Below are 19,627 nucleotides of genomic sequence, written 5' to 3' on the forward strand. Positions count from 1 at the left end.
TTCTGCAGTGAATGTGGTTTTCCACAATTGCGCCGTCTGGGCGGACTAGTGATCATCAGGAGTGAAAAATAATTATGATAATGAGACCTGCATGTCGATTTCCCGTACCTTGTTGCGCTGTCTGTCAGTGCTGTTGCTGCTGACATGTTGCCATGCCTGGGGGCAGTCGACTATCGTCATTAAATTCAGCCACGTGGTCGCCAACGATACGCCCAAAGCTAAGGCTGCATTGCGCTTCAAAGCGCTCGCCGAAGCCGCCACCAAGGGGCGGGTACGAGTGGAAGTCTATCCCAACAGCAGCCTGTACAAAGACAAGGAAGAGCTCGAGGCCTTGCAATTAGGGGCCGTGCAGATGCTGGCACCGTCGCTGGCCAAGTTTGCGCCGCTCGGCATCAAAGAATTTGAAGTCTTCGATGTGCCGTATATCTTCCCCGATAAAGCCACTTTATACCGTGTCACGCAAGGCCCGGTAGGCCAAAATTTACTGCAAAAATTGGAAACCAAGGGCATTGTCGGTCTGGCATTCTGGGATAACGGTTTCAAGCAGATGTCGTCGAACAAGCCTATCCGTGTACCGAGCGATATGCGTGGGCAAAAAATGCGCATACAACCATCGAAAGTGATCGATCTGCAAATGCGTGCGCTCGGTGCTGTGCCGATGAGCTTGGCGTTTTCGGAGGTATTTCAGGCCTTGAAAACCGGCTTGGTCGACGGTACCGAGAATCCGATATCGAATTTGTATACGCAGCACATGCACGAAGTGCAAAAATATCTGACGCTGACTAATCATGCTTATCTCGGCTACGCCGTCATCGTGAATAAAAAATTCTGGGATGATTTGCCTGGCGATATACGTGATGAACTGGAAACGGCGATGAAAAGTGCCACCATCTATGCCAATACCATTGCCGAACAAGAGAATGAAGCGGCGTTGGTGGCGGTGCGGCGCTCGGGCAAGACGCTGGTAGTGAGCTTGAGCGCAAAAGACTTGCTGGCATGGAAAGCAGCTTTGCTGCCAGTGCAAAAAAATATGGCAGGACGGATCAGTGCAGACTTGATCGCCCGCGTCAATCTCGAGGCAGCATTGGCTGAAAAAAAATGAATCAGCAGCATGCTGCGGTGCAGCAATTATTGCATTTTTTGATCGCTGACAGCGCCTTTTTTAATTTGAATAAACCCTCAATCGCCAGTTAAAAAAATCGAAACAGGTCGACATTTCAAAATAAGCTATGGCCGCCTAACACATTTCCTCACTTTGGAAATAATTTTTACATATCTGCAACACTCTGTTTTGTTTTAGACTGTTTTTTTTGCCGTGTGTATTTTCCCATGCTATATTCTGCCCAGATGAGTTGTTGGTAAGCGGTAAGCTTGTGCCAAGTAAAACAGCTTAGTTGCCATTGGGCAAAAGCACGGATAAAGAAAGATTAAAAGGCGGTAGTGCAAAAAACGGTATCGATACCGTACACTGAGGAGACGCGCGTTTTTACTATAAGCTGAGTGACGGTGTAGACCGGACACTAAACAGCCGAAAACGCGACAACAATTTTAAAGGCGCATCGTCTGATGCGCCTTTTTTCTTTTGTAGGCTGCGACCACGTTTGTAATAAAATAGCGTTTCCATAGGGAGAAACAGCATGTCCGAACACGAAACGGCGATTTTTTCCGCCATCGTCGAGGCACCGTTCGGTGCCATCGGCATTCGCAGTCGTGCCGCCAGTCTGTGTGAATTGGTCTATCTGCCGCCGCGTTTTACTGAAAAAGCTCCGCTCGATGCGTTGGCCGAGCAAGCGGCGCTTCAGGTAGCGGCCTATCTGGACGATCCTGATTTCCGTTTCAGCTTGCCGCTCGCTGCCGTCGGCACCGCATTTCAGCAGCGCGTTTGGCAAGCGATTGCCACTATTCCGCGTGGCGAAGTCGCTACCTATGGGCAGTTGGCCAAGCATGTCGGTTCAGCGCCGCGCGCAGTCGGTCAGGCTTGCGGCGCCAATTGGTTTCCTTTGCTGATTCCTTGTCATCGTGTCACTGCCGTCGGCGGTTTAGGTGGCTTTGCCCATCACGATGAAGAGACTGGTTTTCACCTTGGCGTCAAACGCTGGTTGCTGGCGCATGAAGGTGTGGCGGCCTATGTCTGAGGTTTTGATCTGATGGTCGCCAGAGCCGATGTCGCCGCCTTGCGCGCCGCCGCCGCCTTACCGGCGGCGTTGACGGCGCAGATCGATCAGTTTTGTGATCTGCTGTGGCTGGAAGAAGGTTTGGCCAAAAATACCGTCGACGCCTATCGGCGCGATCTGCGCCTGTTCGCCGAATGGCAGTATCAGCGCTGTCAGAAAGATTTGTATCAAATCGATCATGCCGATATCAGCGCGTATATCTCGGCCAAGCATGCCAGTTCCAAAGCGACCTCGGCCAATCGCCGCCTGTCGGTGCTCAAACGTTTTTATCAACTGGCGCTGCGTCAGAACTTAGTCAGCCTCAATCCTTGCAGTAAATTGAAATCGGCCAAACAACCGAGCCGCTTGCCGCAGACACTCAGCGAAGCCGAGGTGGAAGCTCTGCTGCAGGCACCGCCGGCCACCGTATTGGGCACGCGTGACCGAACCATGCTGGAATTATTGTATGCCTGCGGTTTGCGCGTGAGTGAGCTGGTCGGGCTCAAAGCGCTGGAACTGAGCCTCAATGACGGCGTGGTGCGGGTGACCGGCAAGGGCGATAAGACGCGTCTGGTACCGTTCGGTGAAGATGCGCGGCAGTGGCTGGAAAAGTATTTGCAGCACGCGCGCGCCGAGATTTTACAAGGCCAGATCGATGAGGCCTTGTTCGTCACTGCGCGTGGCGGGGCCATGACACGTCAGATGTTTTGGATATTGATCAAAAAATATGCCGCCGCCGCCGGCATCGTCACGCCACTCTCGCCGCATACCTTACGCCATGCATTTGCCACCCATTTACTCAACCATGGTGCCGATTTGCGTGTGGTGCAACTGCTGCTTGGACACGCCGATATTTCGACCACGCAGATTTACACCCACGTAGCGCGCGAACGATTGAAGCAGTTGCATGCTTTGCATCATCCGCGCGGCTAGTCAATCAATCGACTCGCGTATGCAAATCGAGAAATTTCTCGGCGCGTTGCCAAAAATCGACATTGTTTTTCAATGTGCGCCAGCCGTGGCCTTCTTCGGCATAGCTGATCCACTCAATCGGCACCTCTTTGGGGGCGGCTGCCAGAAATTTTTCTCCATGTATCAGCGGTACCCGTCGATCCGCTGCGCCATACGCCAGTATCAGGGGTTTCTTCAAGCGGTGGGCTTGAACGAGCGGAGAGGTGGCAGAAAACTGCGCCGCATCGTTGACTTGATCACCGATCATCGCCGACATACCAAAACGTGACCAGATGGTGCCGGCCGTATCACTCCAACTGATATCGAACAAATAGTTAATGTCCGTGACGCCAACCCAACTAATGCCGCAGCGATACAGCTCAGGTTCCTTGATCAATCCCATTAAGGTCGCATAGCCACCATAACTTGCGCCGGCAATACAAATTCGTTGACGGTCCGCATAGCCTTCAGCGATTGCCCATCGCGTGGCATCGGTCACGTCGTCTTGCATAGTCAGTCCCCATTGCTTCCAGCCCGCTTTGAACAGTTTTTCGCCGTAGCCAGTACTACCGCGAAAATCAGGTTGCAATACCGCATAGCCGCGCGAAGTGAGATATTGTACTTCGCGTTCCCAGTTCCAATGTCCTCCTCTGACATACGGACCACCATGCACCAGCACGACCATAGGGAGCTGTTGTTTGGGGCCGTTTTTCGGTAAGCTTAAATAAGTCGGAATAAGCATGCCATCGCGTGCCTGTATTTTGAAAAAATCTTTCGAAGACATTTGCTCGGGCCGGATGTCTGCATACCTGTCACCGATAGGCGTCAATGTGCGGGTGTCGGTATGAAACAAAAAATACGCACCAGGATGGACATCTGAAAACGTATGGACTAAGACGACAGCAGAAGATTTTTCCTCTGGAAGAGAGAGCTGGTTGATGGTATTGGGCAAAGCGGCATCAATCGTTTTTTGTATTTCACGCCATTTGTCGGAAAACCATATTGTGGCGGCGGCATCACTTTCATAGTGAATGCCAAGCAATTTGGCCTCATCTGCATTGTAAATAAACCTACCGTCCAAATCAAAATCACGACTCTCTAGCAGGGCGAGCGCGGGAAGGCGCTGGTTTTTCAAATCGTAGCGATAAATTGCCTGAGTATTTTTTCTATTCGTGGCTTGTACATACAGACTGCCATCAAGGCCGATGGAAACCGGTTTGTATCCCGCTTCCTTGACACTGTCGAATTCAATCAATAGTCGCCACTGCTGGGTGTCGGGATCTTTGTAATGAATGCCGGTGATATGATCGTTGGTCGTGATGGCGACTCGTACTTCACCGCTTCGGTCAATCAGGTAGCCATTGGCATTGCTGGGGGTGGGGACGATTTCGTGATAGCCATTGACGGTATTGAGTTTGAGCAGACTTATAGTGGGATTTTTCTTCGTACCGCTAGCGCGACCGACAAAAATATCATTTGAGCCGTTCACATGAGTGATATCGACGAAACTGTGCAAGGCGTTGAGGGTGCGAAATTTTCCGCCAGCACTGGTGATATCGGTCGCGGTTTCGATCAATTGCCGGAACCCGCTGCCGTCAACATTGACGGCGAACAGGCCGTTTCCTTTGCTTTGTTCGCCAACCCCGAGATCGCGATCACCAACACCGAAAACCAAACGCTGATTATTGACCCAGTCGAAGAAGACAACATCGGTTTTGTCGTACGCGGCGACAATGCTTGCTTGTAATTTTTCAATCTTCATGACGGCCAGAACCTGCCGGTCGTTCTGACCGGCAGCAAGCAGGGCAAGGTGACTGCCATCAGGCGAAAGCCTGACTTGTGACAGTTGCGGATTTTTAAAGAAATGTTCGATTGGGATAGAGTCGGCGTTTGACATGGAAAATGCACTGAGAGGCGTAAGGAGAAAAACACTGAGTAACAGCAAGCTGTGAATCGGATGACAAAAAGTATTCATGATGATCTCGCAATCAAAAGCATATAAGAGACGCTGCGTCGCACCATCTCAATATCGCAGCGTCTGGAGGAGCTGGTTAATGTTCTATCGGAAGGTATATTTGGCGATGAATTTGAAATAGCGTCCGGTGTTGTTGTGCAAGGCGGATTGGTAGCCTTGCTCAACGATGGAGGTCGTGTTACCGGCCGGGTAATAGGGTGCTTTGGTATCTAAAATATTACTGATATGAATTCCTAAAGTCAGGTCTTTGAATCCGCTGTAACTGTAGGCAAGGTCGAACGTGGTCCAACTTGGCACTTGGCAATCTGGGTAATACGCATCGTATTTGGGAACGCCGCCGAGCGCGGTTGCAGTGGCTGGTTGCCCTGATCCATAATGACAAAATGGCGTCGGATAGGTGAGTGTATTGTCGTAGCGTCGCACCATCGAAACACTATCGATGAAGTTAGCTGTGGCGACCAACTTATGCGGCTCTTTTTCCCACAGCAGTGACAGGCTGCTGCGTAAGCGCGGAATCTCCTCGACTGAGGTGGCCCAGTCATTGATTCCACCGGCGGTGCCGACGGCATTCCGTTCGAGGTTACCGGCTTGTTCTGCGCGGCGATAGGAAATCAGATAGCTGGCATTGAGGGTGGCAGTCAGCTTGCCATATTCGCCCAAATTTTTACGCAGTTGCATATCCAGATCAAGACCACTGACTTCCGTACTACCTTGATTGATCCACGGCGTTTTGACGGCCAGCAAGGGACCGGTGCCGGCGACTGGGCGACCGTTGGCGTCGACTAATTGATTCAAGGGGTTGTTATCGCGGATGATAGAGTCAGCCGGGTAATTTTCCGGATGTTCGAGTAAAAAAGTAGGGCTACTGAGACTGACTTCACCTTCCTTACGAATTTTATAGGCATCGAGTGTGATGTCCATATCCTTTGTCGGTGAAAGGAGCAGGCCGAGTGAGATACTTTTAGAGGTTTCCGGCTTGAGATCTGGGTTGGCACCACCGACGCCGGAGATTTGGCTATTGCAATCGGAGATATTGGCGCCGTCCACCGGTGTCACGCCGTTCGGGCAACGCAGCGGATCAACCAAGCCGTTCACGAAATATTGCGCGCCACCGGGTGCGACCTGTGACAGCGCGGGGGCTCGAAAGCCTTCTGAGTACGCGCCGCGCAAGGCCATTTTATCGTTGAACGTGTACTTGGCACCGATCTTAGGAACGAAATTGGTTTTCAGACCAGGGTACTTGTCGACGCGGCCAGCCAGGTCCATTTCAAAATTTTTCAAGAACGGCGCGCGTACTTCAAAAAAAGCCGAGGCAACATTGCGTTTGGCATCGATGGCGGTGGTCGTTAAGCCGAGGATTTCGCCGCGCGCATTCAAGGCATCGGGGGTGATCACTAATTTTTCCTGACGCAACTCCAGCCCGCTGGCGAAGCCGATAGCACCGCCCGGCAGTTCGCCGAATTCCGTGCTCGCTTTGGCATCCCACTGAAGAATTTCGGCGATACCGATATTGGTTAAATTGGGGCTGATACTGGGGTCGGCCGCGAGCGCCGCCAAGGGGCGATTTTCTGAGATCAGTGTGCGTAGCGTCGGTAAGTACAATGATCCATAACGCGTTTCGGTCCGTTTGGATTGATTCCACAGTACGGCGCTTTCCCAATCCCAGTCGGACAGGCTGCCACGCAGTCCTGCTACGGCGCGGATGTTACGGTTTTCTAAATCGGTGCCGCCTTTGATATTCTCAAAGCGATACATGATGGCGCTGCGGGCATCGCTGTGAGGATTATCTGGGTGCCCAACAGGTAAGATTGCTTGGAATGGCGCCGCAAGTCCGCCGAGTAGAAAGTTGGTCGTCGGGGAAAGGCCGTTCATGCCGGGTGCGGGGGAACGATAGACGCGCTGTGAAACAGAGAAACCGACTTCGCTGAATGCAGTGAGATGGTCATTGATTTTCAAGTTGCCCACCGAGAGTAAACTGAGATCATCGGCTTTGCTTTGTGCTTCGGCAAATTGGTCTACATCATAGTTGCAAAATGTGCGGTCGTATAAGAGCCCGCTGGTGATGTTATTGGCAGGCCCACCGACGATCAGCCGCTCAGGATTGCAGTTGGTTTGATTAATCACCGTTGGCCCGGTAGACAAAAATGCGTTGGCCCCCGCTTCCTTTTCCCGAAAAAAGAACGCTTGGTTCGAGACACTGCTGCTATAGGGATTGAGGCGGAAATTCATATCCGCATACTGAGCGGCTTGGATGTCGTTCGAGCCTTGGCGCGTGCTGGTCGCTGCTCTTTGTGAGTAATCGAGCGCAAACAGGATATTGTAACCAGCGCTGCCCAGATCGCCGAAGCCGATCGCTCCATTGAGGTTTTGTCGGCCGAATTCGCGGTCGTCGTTGGCGCTGATGCTGGTCGAAATTTCGCCTGCTTTATAATCGCGTTTGGTGATGAAATTGATGACCCCGGCTACCGCATCGGAACCATAGACGGCGGAGGCGCCGTCTTTGAAAATTTCTACTCGTTCGAGCATGGAGATTGGGATGCTGTTGAGGTCGTATAAGGTCGATTGACCGTTGTTTGGATTGGCATAGGCAGACGGCGTCATGCGTCGGCCATTTAATAAAATCAGTGTTGAGGTCGAGCCGAGACCGCGCAACGAGGCGGTAGCAACCCCGCGTGAAAAACCATTTTGATCGGGGCTGTCATTAAAACCGCCGACACCAAGTGAGGGTATTTTTTTGAGTAATTCAGCGACCGTCGAGGCACCACTATTGCGTATCTCTTGCGCCGAAATAGTTTGTATCGGCGAGGTACCCTCTTTACTGACGCGCTTGATATTCGAGCCGGTCACCTCGACGCGGTGCGGCTTGTCGTTGTCATCGAGTTCTTCGGCCACGGCCATGCCGCTGCCTAGCAGCGATCCGGTCAAGATACTGATGGCCACGCCGATTGGATGTGGCCTGGTTTTGAAATGGGTATGCATGATGAGTTCCTCAGTGAGTACATGGCAATAGCGAAGTGATAATCGGCTGGGCTGGAGTTTTTTCGGCAGCTCAAAACATGCTCGCCGCCCGATGAAAATGAAAAAAAGAAATTCACAACTCAATTCCGAATGAAAATAATTTATCCTAAATAAGCGTTGATGATTTCTATCTGCCAAGTTTTTGTTGTTTTTTAACTTCATATTGCGAAAAAATGGTCATTTTCTGCATGATATTGTTGCTTTGTGTCATTTCTCAGTTTTTCAATTTATCTTTTAAAAGTGAAATTATGCGCGGCGGGCTTGTTGCTTTTGGCCTGCGGTGCCGGGCTGAGGCGGCTATAATTGCGCCTCTATAGCCACACTTGTGAGAATTGAATTTGGCAAAAAAAGAACACGTATCGATGACGCCGGCGACGCAATTTCTACGCGCCCAGCAGGCACTGTTCAGTGAACACCCGTATGCCTATGAAGAGCACGGCGGGACGGCGGTGTCGGCGCGCGAGCTCGGAGTGGCCGAGCATATTGTGATCAAGACTTTAGTGATGCAAGACGAAGTGGCCAAGCCGCTGATCGTGCTCATGCACGGCGACTGCAAGGTATCGACGAAGAATCTGGCGCGTCAGATCGGCTGCAAGGCGATTGCGCCGTGTCAGCCCGAAGTTGCACAAAAACATTCCGGCTATCTGGTCGGTGGCACTTCGCCGTTTGCCACTAGGAAAAAATTGCCGGTATATGTGGAGAGCAGCATTCTGGAGTTGGAAAAAATTTACATCAACGGCGGACAACGTGGCTATTTAATCGGTATCGCACCAGCTTTGTTAATCAGTCTGCTGCACGCCACGCCAGTGTCGTGTGCGTTGGGAGAGTGACAATGGGGTGGGATGCGGGGCGCTGTTATCACGTGTCGACGCGATTGATATCCAGACGCGTCAGGCTCTGTGTTTCCTTGGCAAACACCAAGGTTTTCTGAGTGTTACTTCGCAAGCAGTCCGGTTGCATAAAGTAGTGGAATAACTGATGCAGGAAAGTTGCAAACGGAATGTATATAAAAACCAAGAAAAAAGGCGTATTTGGGATTCTTCTTGAAATGGGTTAAATACACTGCTGCAATGATATAAAAAAGACCGAACGAAAAAAAAGATCTCCTCGGAGCATGTAGTGCAGCAGCAATTGCTGCTGCAATGAAGGCAGTCATTTTGGGATTGCTGTCGGCGTATAATTTTAATGCAGAAGTGAAAATGAAGTTTTCAATCAGCGGGGCTACTACGGCACCAAACCCTAGTGAACCTAAAGCTCGTATGGGTGTTGTGCTTAACTCTTCATCCAATGATTGGTCTGAAAAGAAAATTATTACAGCTGCCACAACAGCGCTGTACCAAAGTGCCGCGTAAAGTATGGCAGTAGCAGCATAGTTCAACTTGTTAATGGACGCATTAAAAAGTGATAGTTGCATAAGCTATAATAGACAATACTGGCAAAATTCATTAACTGAAATTGAATTCGCTCCAATAGTCACGTACCCGCTTATCAGCTTACTGTTCACCCCAGCTTACCCATGGTATCCATACGGCCGCCAATTCCGGCACCGGAATTACACCAGCTAACAAATCCACCTACTGCCATATTCATGGCCTCGCCAAAAATGTAACCTGGGAATAGTTGTCCACCTATGGTGCCACCTACGACAGATTCGATTTGTTCTATGTTCAGTTCTTGCATTTTGATCTTCCAGAAAAGTTTTAAAAGTCTGCCGGAATACGTCTTGCAAAGGCCAATATAGAATTACAAAAAGAAATTGACATGTCAATATGCTTTTGGGAAAGTTCCAGTCATTCAATTATTGACGGCATTTTGATGCAAAATCCCTTCGCTCTGGCATCTGCTCTCAGTTTCGTCATCGATGTCAATGTGCGTCAAGGTTCAGCAAAGCAGCATGTTTGAGGAGCCAGCATCCTACTGTTCTGGGGTAGAATTCGCTCTCGGCAAGCTGTATTCGTGCTAACAGTCTGTCGGACTTAACCGTAATCGGCTGCAAAATTCAGGCTAGCAGCCTAACCGGACACCATCGAGGAAACCTATGAATACTGTTTTGGCGGTCATCGCCGCTTATCTGATCGGCTCACTGTCGTTTGCAGTAGTGGTCAGTAAATTGTTCGGCTTGTCCGATCCGCGTACTTACGGTTCGAAAAATCCCGGTGCCACGAATGTGCTGCGCAGCGGTAACAAGGCAGCGGCGGTGCTGACCTTGCTCGGTGATGCGTTCAAGGGTTGGTTCGCAGTTTGGTTGGCACTGCGCTATCAAAATGAATTCGGGCTGGAGGCCGGTGCCGTGGCACTGGTTGCCTTGGCGGTGTTTTTCGGCCATTTGTGGCCGGTATTTTTCAAGTTCGTCGGCGGCAAAGGAGTGGCGACTGCTGCCGGTGTATTACTCGGCATTAATGTTTGGCTTGGTGTCGCCACGCTGGTGACCTGGGCGGCGGTGGCGTTTGCCTTCCGCTATTCTTCACTGGCCGCACTGATTGCCGCTATTTTTGCGCCTTTGTATTACGGCTTTTTGTTCGGCAATAATGAAATGATGCTGGCTGTGTCGGCCATGAGTGTATTGCTCGTGTATCGGCATCGTCAAAATATCGGCAATCTGCTTGCCGGTAAGGAAAGTCGTTTGGGCAGCAAAAAAAAATAGAGTTTCCTTAGGCCGCCCAAGCCAGCAGCCTCAGGCTGCCGTCAATTCTTGCAGCGGCCAGCGTGGCCGCACATTAAAGCCATAGTCGCGCGTTGCCAAGGCGGGGTTTTGCTGCAGCCGCATGGCACCGGCGAAGGCGATCATGGCACCGTTGTCGGTACAAAATTCCAATTCCGGATAAAACACGCGGAAACGTTTTTTCGCTCCTGCCGCATTGAGCGAGGCGCGCAACTGGCGGTTGGCACCGACGCCGCCGGCGATCACCAGTCTTTGCAAACCGCTTTGTTTCATCGCCGTTACACATTTGGCTGTCAAGACATCGATGATGGCATCGACAAAGCCGCGTGCGACATTGGCTTTATCGACTTCACTCAGTGCGTCCGGATATTTTTTGACGGCCGTCAGAACCGCGGTCTTGAGGCCGGAAAAACTGAAGTTGAAATCTTTCGAGTGCAACATCGGACGTGGAAACTGATGCACACTGGGGTCGCCTTGTTCGGCCAGCAGAGAAATCGCCGGACCGCCCGGATAATCTAAACCGAGTAACTTGGCTGATTTGTCGAAGGCTTCGCCGGCGGCGTCGTCCAGAGTTTCACCGAGCAGCGTATAGCGACCAACGCCGTCGACCCGCATCAACTGCGTATGACCGCCAGATACCAACAAGGCAATAAAGGGAAACGCCGGCGGTGTGCTGGCCAAGAGCGGCGAGAGTAAGTGGCCTTCGAGGTGGTGCACGCCCAGTACTGGTCGATCAAGCGCCATCCCCAGACCGCAGGCGAACGAGGCCCCGACCAGCAGTGCCCCAGCCAGCCCCGGCCCTTGGGTATAGGCGACGGCATCGATGGCGTGGCGCTCGATGGCGGCCTCGCGCAAGACTTGTTCGAGCAAGGGCAGGGTGCGGCGGATATGGTCGCGTGAGGCCAGTTCCGGCACCACGCCGCCGTATTCCTGGTGCATCGCGATTTGCGAATGCAGTGCGTGCGCCAGTAAGCCGCGCTCGGTATCGTACAGGGCCAGTCCGGTTTCATCGCAGGAAGATTCAACGCCGAGAACTATCATGATGCAACTTTACAAAGTGAAGTGAGACCGCGCAGCGTGCTGCGCGGCGGTGAAGGCGTGATTATAGCTTTGTGGGCGCGCTTGCGACGCTTTCCGGCAGCGGCAGCTGGAAATAGAAGTCGGCACCTTGGCCCCAGACCGAGTCAAAGCCTATGCTGCCACCCATATGCTCGACCAATTCGCGCGATATCGCCAGACCGAGCCCGGTGCCGCCTTTTTCGCGCGTATCGGAGGAATCGGCTTGGGCAAATTTTTGGAAAATACGCGCGCGGAATTCGGCCGGAATGCCATTGCCACGGTCGCTGACCTTGATCGTCACGGCCGTCGGCAGCAGGGTCGCGCGAATTTCCACGGTTTCACCAGGGGGCGAATATTTGATCGCGTTCGATAATAAATTCGACAACACCTGCATGAAGCGGTGGCTGTCGACTGCCAGGCTGATATCGGGTACCGGTTCGATCAGTTGCAGGCATACTCTACGTTGACTGCCGAAGGTAAGATTGCTTTCCACCGCTTGCGCCAGCAGGTTCGGCAAGGCATAGAGTTGAATATTGAACTGCATTTGGCCGGCGCTGAGCTTTTCCATATCGAGCAAGTCGTTGATCAGAAAACTCAGGCGTTGGCTGTTTTTGCTGGCAATGTTGAGCAACGGTGCTAAATTTTGTGGCAAAGCGCCGGTGGCACCGCCGAGTATCAGACCGAGTGCCCCTGAAATCGAGGTCAGCGGGGTGCGTAACTCATGGCTGACGGTCGAGATGAATTCATTTTTGATACGTTCCAAGCGTTTGCGCTCGGTGATATCGCGCATGAGTCCGATATACAGCGGGCGGCCGCGCCGTGTGACGGTCGAGATCGATAATTCGAGTGGGAAGATGCTGCCGTCTTTGCGGCGTGCTTCGATTTCCCGCGCCGTGCCGATCAGGTTTTCGATGCGGTTGCCGGTAAATCGCAGTACCGAATTCTGCGGTTCTGCCAAGATAGGCAAGAGCACGCTGAAGTGCTGTCCGGTTAATTGCTCTTGATGGTGAGCGTTTTTATGGTAAGCGAACATATCGGCGGCGGCAAAGTTGTAGGAGTCGATCAGGCCGCGATGGTCGACGGTGATGATACCGTCGAGGACGTTATCGAGTATCGCTTGGGTTTGGGCCGCTTGGTCTTGCATATTCTGGGCACTGATTTTGCTCTCGGTGATATCTTGAAAGGTACCGTAAATACGCTTGATGGCGCCATTCTGGTACTGTGGCAGCGCGATTACGCGCACCCAACGCTCATTGTTTCGGGTCGTCAGAATTTTAAATTCGCTGTCGAAACCCTCGCCTTTTTGCGCTGCTGCGGTAAACAACAGACGTACCCGATCTTGGTGCTTGCCCTTTTTGTAGAAGGCCAGCGCGTGCGTGACATTGACACAGTAATCGGGCGCGACTTCATGGATTTGTCGCGTTACCTTACTCCATTCAACGCGCTCGCTTTGCAAATCGTATTCCCAAGTACCGATGCGGGCAGCGGCATTCGATTGTTCCAGCAAGGCGTAGGCATGCGCCAGTTTTTCTTCGGCACTGCGTTCCATGGTGACATCCTGGTGGCTGCCCGCCATCACCAGCGGCGCGCCGTCGGCCGACCAACTGACCACGCAACCGCGATCGCGCACCCAGATCCAGTGGCCGTTTTTGTGACGCAGACGCGTCGTCATATCGTAGTGCGGCAGCTCGCCGCGGAAATGCTGCGCCAGCATGGCCGCCGATGCCTGCATTTCATCGGGATGGCACAGATTGAGCCAAGTGGTGATGGTGGTCGGCTGCAGCTCTTCCAAGGTATAGCCGAGCATTTCCGCCCAGCGTGCGTTGAAAGTAGTTTTACCGGTGGGGATGTGGCATTCCCACGTGCCGATATGGGTGCCTTCGATGATATTGGCCAAGCGCAGTTCACTGTCGCTGTGTTGTCGGGCGATATAGCCGGCATTGATCAACTGGCCGATGGCATTGGTAACCGGTTGTAGAAAATCAATCAAATTTTGATCATAGACTGGCGTCGCATTGGCCAAGCCGATCAGGGCGACGATCGTCTCGTCATGCCGTACCGGAATGGTCAGCCAATGTGGCCAGGCCGGTGCTGCCCCCAAGACTGCCGGTGTAGTACTTGCATCGGTACTGTACAGCAGCGCTTGACCGGTGCGCAGCGCATCCTGGCTCAGACTGAGCATTTGTCGGTAGTTCAGATTATTCTGTTTGTTTTTTTGCGCGCGCAAACGGGTTTTGCTATCCCAAGTCAGATCGGCAAGCGCGCACACTTCCAGCGCTGGCACGGCATTGACATGATCGACCACAGCGCTGATGAAACCGTATTGGCTGGCGCTGAGCTCTAACATTGTGCTTAATAAAGCATCGAAGCCTGTGCCGCGATCTTGTTCTTTGATGAATTGGGTTTGCGCCTGGGCGACTGCCTCGTTGAGTGCCTGCTGGCGCTGTAACGCGCGGTTCAACTGCATCCCACGCAGGCTGCTGTTGACCCAGTCGCCCAGCACATTGACGAATTCGCGGTCGAGCTGACTGAAGTCGCTGCTGCGCGCGCTGCGGTCAGCGAAACTCAAGCTGCCGTAGCGTTGGCCATCGAGATGCAGCGCCACACCGATATAGGCACGCAGCTGCGGGCCGTCGGCAGTGAGCGGTTCGCTCGGCGGCCCGAGGTCGGCAATCGCCGTCACCCCGCTGTCCTGCAGCAGATGATCGGTCTGGCTGGTTGGACTGAAAAAATGTTGACCCTCATGAAATTGTCCACCGGCCGACTGCAATACCCGAATCACGCTGTCCGCGCCGACGAATTCCGTGATCACGCCATCGGCCAGTTTTAAATACTGACAGCCGAGCGCCAAGGTTTCGCGTAACAACATCTGCGGGTCTTGCAAATTGAGTGAGGTAATACGGTTGAGCATGAGCATGGCGTCGTGCTGGCGTTGCGCTTGCTGGTTGCTGATTTCATGTTCTACACAATCGGCCAGATTACGCAAAATATGCAGTTCTGCCGCTGTCAGATGACGTGGCAGGGTATCGATCAGGCATAAGGTACCGAGACACTGTCCGCTGGCGCTGTGCAACGGAGCACCTGCGTAGAAACGAATGAAAGGTGGGCCCAATACCAGCGGGTTATCGGCAAAGCGCGCATCGCTGAGGGCATCGTCGATACAAAAAATCTCTGCCGATAAAATCGCATGACCACAGAAAGAAATATCGCGGCCGGTTTCGCAGGCATCGAGCCCCTGACGTGATTTGAACCATTGGCGCTCACTATCGATCAGCGAGATCAGGACGATCGATGTATTAAAAATTTGCTGCGCTAGGTCAGTCAAGCGGTCGAAGCGGGCTTCGGCCGGGGTGTCGAGCAAACCGGATGCGCGCAAGGCATCGAGGCGTTGCGTTTCATTATCGGGAATACGAGGCGGTTGCATGGTCGCTTAGCAAAAAAAAGTTATCGTCATGGTGGCTGATGTTTCGTCGCTGGCATCGTTAACCAGGCTCAGGCAGCGCGTCGGCTGCGGCATGCACGGCCAACCAGTCTGTCAGCGCTTGGCCGTATAAGGGTTTGCTGACTAAATAGCCCTGCATGGCATCGCAGCCCAGTCGTTCCAATACAGCGCGTTCGGCCGGCGTTTCTATGCCTTCGGCGATGACGCTGAGTCCAAGGCCGTGGCCCATGTCAATAATGGTCTTGACCAAGCCTTGGGTATGGCTGTGCAGATCGATGTCGGTGACAAAGCTGCGATCGATTTTAAGTTCATTGACGGGCAATTTTTGTAAATATGCCAGCGATGAATAGCCGGTGCCGAAATCATCGATGGAAATACCGATGCCGGTGGCGCGTAAGCGTTGCAGTAATTCGATGGCGCTGGCAGGATCTTCCATGATGCCGCTTTCGGTGATTTCCATGCGCAGCAAGTGCGGCGCAATCTGTGCTTGTTGCAGCCGCGCGGCTACCCGTTCGGGAAATTGTTTGTCGCGCAAATCTTGGGTACTCACGTTGATGGCAATGCTCAGATTTGGATAAGTGCTTTTCCAGTCAGACAAGGTGCTCAGCGCACTCTCGAGTATCCATTCGGTGATGAGGCTGATATAACCAGTGCGTTCGGCGAAGGGAATGAATTCGGCCGGCGAAATGAAGCCGCGCTGCGGATGCTGCCAACGTACCAAGGCTTCGAAACCATACACGCGCGAATCGGCCAGCATGATCTTCGGTTGCAGCCACATTTGCAGTTCTGCCGCTTTGACGGCGGCACGTAAATCCGATACCAAGCTCAGATGCGTCAGGCGCGAGGCTTCTTGCGCGTCGCTGTACCAAGCTAATTGGCGCATGCTATGTTTGGCCGCATACAAGGCCACTTCAGCATTGCGCAGCAGGTTTAGTAAGCTCAGCGCGACTGCGCCGCTGATTGCCAAGCCATATACCAAATTGATGTCGATCGCATGCGGGCCGCAGCGTACCGGTATATCCATGGCGCTGTCTATGCGTTGCTGCAGCTCGTTCACGCTGCTGTGATCGCGCGCGCAAAACAAAACTGCGAACATGCCGCCGGCTAATTTGATCAACACCGCTGGCCGGAGGAGGTCGTGTGTGCTGACGATCGCGGCCAGGCGCCGCGCGACTTCAGCGATGACGGTGTCGCCACTGTCGAAACCCAAAGTTTCATTGACGCTTTTTAAGCGTGCCAAGTCCATCAGTATCAGCGCATGGTGGCGCATGTCGGTGTGCCCGAAATGTTTCAGCAAGAAGGTGCGATTGGGCAGCGTGGTGAGCGGGTCATAATACGCCAATTGTTCAATTTCTTTTTCGCGCACAGCAATCGCGCTGGCCATGGTATTCAAGGCCAGGCCGACTTCATTGACTTCTTCTGTGCGCGTGACCGGCACCTTGGAGTGGTAGTCGCCAGCGGCGATGTTGAGCGCGCTCGATTGCAATTGCGCCAGCGGTGCCACCACACTGCGCGTGGTCAACCAAGCCAGCAGTGCCGCTGCCAGCAAGGCCAGCACCGACAATACGATGGCCAACAGAGCGGTATGGGCCAGCGCCGCTTGCGATTGCTGTTGAGATTCTTGAATTAGCTTTTGTTCATGCAGCAGTAAGCGATTTGATTCTTCCAACAAAGCGCTCAGGGCAGGTTGCACATCATCGGAAAAACTCAGCTTGGCGGCTTCCTGGCCCTCCTCTTCGAGCAGATTGACCAGTGCAATATACATATGCTGATAATTATCGCGGCGTAATTCCAAGCGCTGCAGCGTGTCGATTTGTTCCTGATCGCTGAGTTTTTGTTTAAGCGCGATGATCAGCGCGCTGATGCGGCGGTTCTTTTCATCGACACCGGTGTACTCATTGATACGTTTGTCGCGCGTCGCGGTCAGCAACTGCAACAAGGCACTGCTGACGCTTTCGGTCGACAGGCTCAGCGCCTGTACCTCGAGCAGGCTGCCGATTTCGGTATTGGCGAATTGCGCGTCGAGACGCGTCATGCGGTTGATTTGCCCGTACAGCAGTAAGATCACGATCAGAAATAAAGCCAGCAACAAGCCGTAACTCAGGGCCAGGCGCACGCCGATGCGGCGCAGTCTGAGTGTAAGGGAAATCTTTTCCAGCAAAGAGTGCATAAGCAGTGGGGGTAAAAAAACGTGAGTCAGGTATTGTTACGCGGAACGACGGTTTCGGCAATCATAGCCTGTAAACCGGACGCTGTCCTTGTGCGCTGCGGCTGATTCAATCACTACGGCTAGCTTGCAGCCGCTGCAGTATCAAATCGACGATCAATTGTTCGGCATCGAGAAAATCGCCTTCCAACAAAGGACTATGACCCAGTACCAGACTCATTTGCATGCTGAAATCGGCATACGACTGGGTCATGGCCCAAATCAGAAACAGTAAATGGGTGGGATTGACGGCGGCAATTTTTCCTTGACTGATCCAGAGTTCGAATACGGCGATATCTTTTTTCAGCAAGGGTAAGATTTTTTCGCGCAAGCGTGCACCGTAGATCGGTGCCCCGCTGATCACTTCCATCGCGTAGACCCGTGAGGCTTGCGGCTGCTCGCGCGAAAAACGCAATTTGGCGGCGATGTAACTGCGCAGCAACTGAGCCGGCTCTTGCTCTTGGTCGGCCAAAATATCCATTCGTTCCAACCATTGATCGAGCACTCGGTCGAGCACAGTTTGATACAGGCATTGTTTGTTGGCGAAGTAGTACAGCAGGTTCTGCTTGGAGATGCCGGCGCGCTCGGCAATGCTGGCTACCGAACTGCCGGCATAGCCGGCTTCGGCAAATACTGCCACCGCGCTTTGCAAGATACGCGCTTGCAGCGCATCGCGCTGACTGGAGTGGGGACGTTTATCCATGATTGGCCAGAAACTCACTGAGCACGCTGCCAGTTGTATAGGCGATATTAAAGCGGAACCACGGATGGGGGCTGGCTGTGAGGCGGAAAAAATCATTTGGTGCCAACAGTATGCCAGCTTGTAAGGCGCTCTTGGCGATGCTGGCGGCGCTGAGCTTGGAGTCGGGCCAGCCGGCGCTGATGAACATGCCGCCGCGTGGCTCGGCCAGAGGCGTCAGGCCGGCCGTGAGCAGCAATTGCAGGGCGGCGTCGCGGCTGCTGTCGAGTTGACGCTTGAGTTTTTCCAGCATGCGTCGGTACAGGCGCGAACTGATCGCGTGCAGTACCGCACGTTCATTGATTTCCGAGGTGGTCAGACCGGCCAGCATCTTGATGCGTACCAGTTCATCGATCAGCGAGTGCGAGGCACACACCGAGCCGACCCGTAAGGTGGGCGAGAGGGTTTTGGAAAAACTGCCGACCCGTATCACGCGGCGCAAGCCATCCATCGCCGCCAGCGAGGGTTCGGCGCGCACGCAGAGTTCGCGGTAAATATCGTCTTCAACCAGCCAGAAGTCATATTGTTCGGCCAAGGCCAGCAAGCGGTGCGCCTGAGTTTGACTCAGACTGGTACCGAGCGGATTATGTAGCACGGTGTTGACGAACATCAGTTTCGGTTGGTGCAGCAGCGCTTTGGCACACAGGCTGTCGAGATCGAGCCCGTCGGCGTCGCGCGCAATACCGACCGGGATGCAACCGTGATGGCGGATCAGCGACAGCAGATTACTGTAGCCCGGATCTTCGACCAGCACGGTGTCACCGGGTTTGCACAGGGTGCGCAGAATCAGATCGAAAGCATGGGTGGCACCGTGGGTGAGCACGATTTGTTCGGCATCGACTTGAAACAAATCCGCCGTCAGCGTGGCGGCCAATTGCTGGCGCAAGCTGGGAAAACCGAGTGGATTGCCGTAGCCGCGCAAGCGCTGGCTGGGAATTCGCACCGCCTGGCGCAAGGCATCGAGCAAGATGTCGTCACCATACCACTCCGGCGGCAGCCAGCCGGAGCCGACCGGCAGCGCGCTCGAGACGCCGGAATACAGTTCCGGGTTGAGCGCATCCAGTGCATGGGGCAGCCCGAGCGGCGGCGCGGCTTGCGTTGGTGCCGACGCGCGGTTGACAAAATAGCCGGAACCGCGGCGCGAGCTGAGCAGACCGAGCGTGATCAGACGCTCATACGATTCCACTACGGTAAAGGTGCTGACGGCATTGCATTTGGCGAATTGCCGCACCGATGGCATCTTGCGGCCCACCGGCAACTGATTCAACTGTATCAGGCGCGTGATTTCCTGCACGATTTGCTCTACCAAGCTGGCTTGGCGACTGCGTGCCAGCGTCACTTGCGGCCAGAGTAAAGCTTCGGCGTCGGGCATGACTTGCATGAGAGATTTCCTGTGGTTGGTGGGGCGGCGCATCATATAAC

14 protein-coding genes are annotated in these 19,627 nt (G+C 53.4%); 5 read left to right on the top strand and 9 right to left on the bottom strand.

What is annotated here, in order from left to right:
• Window positions 1-91 precede the first annotated feature (91 nt).
• The 3 genes from QN359_RS03285 to xerD all read left to right on the top strand — a co-directional run bounded on the left by QN359_RS03285 (window position 92) and on the right by xerD (window position 3,086).
• The gene (locus QN359_RS03285) at window positions 92-1,102 is read left to right on the top strand and encodes a TRAP transporter substrate-binding protein (protein WP_323493194.1); all 1,011 of its coding nucleotides are present in this window, start codon (window positions 92-94) and stop codon (window positions 1,100-1,102) included.
• Between the two features lie 535 nt (window positions 1,103-1,637).
• Entirely contained in the window at window positions 1,638-2,135 is a 498-nt protein-coding gene (locus tag QN359_RS03290) for a methylated-DNA--[protein]-cysteine S-methyltransferase (protein ID WP_322247212.1), read from the top strand.
• A 12-nt stretch (window positions 2,136-2,147) separates the two neighbouring features.
• Window positions 2,148-3,086: a site-specific tyrosine recombinase XerD gene (gene xerD / locus QN359_RS03295; RefSeq protein WP_322247213.1), complete on the top strand. Its 939-nt coding sequence runs from the start codon at window positions 2,148-2,150 to the stop codon at window positions 3,084-3,086.
• A 4-nt stretch (window positions 3,087-3,090) separates the two neighbouring features.
• Here the strand turns inward: xerD and QN359_RS03300 are convergent, their stop codons facing one another.
• Window positions 3,091-5,079, bottom strand: a complete 1,989-nt coding sequence (locus tag QN359_RS03300) for an alpha/beta hydrolase family protein (RefSeq protein WP_322247214.1) — start codon at window positions 5,077-5,079, stop codon at window positions 3,091-3,093.
• 84 nt (window positions 5,080-5,163) lie between these two features.
• A complete protein-coding gene (locus tag QN359_RS03305) occupies window positions 5,164-8,058 on the bottom strand; it encodes a TonB-dependent receptor domain-containing protein (RefSeq protein WP_322247215.1) in 2,895 nt (964 codons plus the stop codon).
• A gap of 377 nt (window positions 8,059-8,435) precedes the next feature.
• On the opposite strand from QN359_RS03305, the gene QN359_RS03310 reads away from it, so the two are divergent.
• The gene (locus QN359_RS03310; protein ID WP_322247216.1) at window positions 8,436-8,927 is read left to right on the top strand and encodes an aminoacyl-tRNA deacylase; all 492 of its coding nucleotides are present in this window, start codon (window positions 8,436-8,438) and stop codon (window positions 8,925-8,927) included.
• A 104-nt stretch (window positions 8,928-9,031) separates the two neighbouring features.
• Here QN359_RS03310 and QN359_RS03315 read toward each other — a convergent pair whose 3' ends face one another.
• Complete coding sequence (locus QN359_RS03315; protein WP_322247217.1) at window positions 9,032-9,475, bottom strand: hypothetical protein; 444 nt, start codon at window positions 9,473-9,475, stop codon at window positions 9,032-9,034.
• A gap of 122 nt (window positions 9,476-9,597) precedes the next feature.
• Window positions 9,598-9,777 carry a hypothetical protein gene (locus QN359_RS03320; RefSeq protein ID WP_322247219.1) on the bottom strand — a complete coding sequence of 60 codons (180 nt, stop codon included), beginning with the start codon at window positions 9,775-9,777 and terminating at the stop codon, window positions 9,598-9,600.
• Window positions 9,778-10,135: 358 nt separating this feature from the next.
• On the opposite strand from QN359_RS03320, the gene plsY reads away from it, so the two are divergent.
• The gene (plsY, locus tag QN359_RS03325) at window positions 10,136-10,741 is read left to right on the top strand and encodes a glycerol-3-phosphate 1-O-acyltransferase PlsY (protein ID WP_322247221.1); all 606 of its coding nucleotides are present in this window, start codon (window positions 10,136-10,138) and stop codon (window positions 10,739-10,741) included.
• Window positions 10,742-10,771: 30 nt separating this feature from the next.
• On the opposite strand, the gene tsaD is transcribed toward plsY, so the two are convergent.
• From tsaD to QN359_RS03350, 5 genes are all read right to left on the bottom strand, one after another.
• Window positions 10,772-11,800: a tRNA (adenosine(37)-N6)-threonylcarbamoyltransferase complex transferase subunit TsaD gene (gene tsaD / locus QN359_RS03330; RefSeq protein WP_322247222.1), complete on the bottom strand. Its 1,029-nt coding sequence runs from the start codon at window positions 11,798-11,800 to the stop codon at window positions 10,772-10,774.
• Window positions 11,801-11,861: 61 nt separating this feature from the next.
• A complete protein-coding gene (locus QN359_RS03335; protein WP_322247223.1) occupies window positions 11,862-15,242 on the bottom strand; it encodes a PAS domain S-box protein in 3,381 nt (1,126 codons plus the stop codon).
• 58 nt (window positions 15,243-15,300) lie between these two features.
• Window positions 15,301-17,430, bottom strand: a complete 2,130-nt coding sequence (locus QN359_RS03340) for a GGDEF domain-containing protein (protein ID WP_322247224.1) — start codon at window positions 17,428-17,430, stop codon at window positions 15,301-15,303.
• A gap of 106 nt (window positions 17,431-17,536) precedes the next feature.
• On the bottom strand, window positions 17,537-18,169 hold the full coding sequence (locus tag QN359_RS03345) for a TetR/AcrR family transcriptional regulator (RefSeq protein WP_322247225.1): 633 nt from the start codon (window positions 18,167-18,169) through the stop codon (window positions 17,537-17,539).
• Window positions 18,162-19,586, bottom strand: coding sequence for a PLP-dependent aminotransferase family protein (locus QN359_RS03350; RefSeq protein WP_322247226.1), 1,425 nt, complete (start codon window positions 19,584-19,586; stop codon window positions 18,162-18,164). The genes QN359_RS03345 and QN359_RS03350 overlap by 8 nt, the downstream gene beginning before the upstream one ends.
• Between the last annotated feature and the right edge of the window lie 41 nt (window positions 19,587-19,627).

This window comes from Undibacterium sp. 5I2 (assembly GCF_035019605.1).
Lineage (GTDB): Bacteria > Pseudomonadota > Gammaproteobacteria > Burkholderiales > Burkholderiaceae_D > Undibacterium.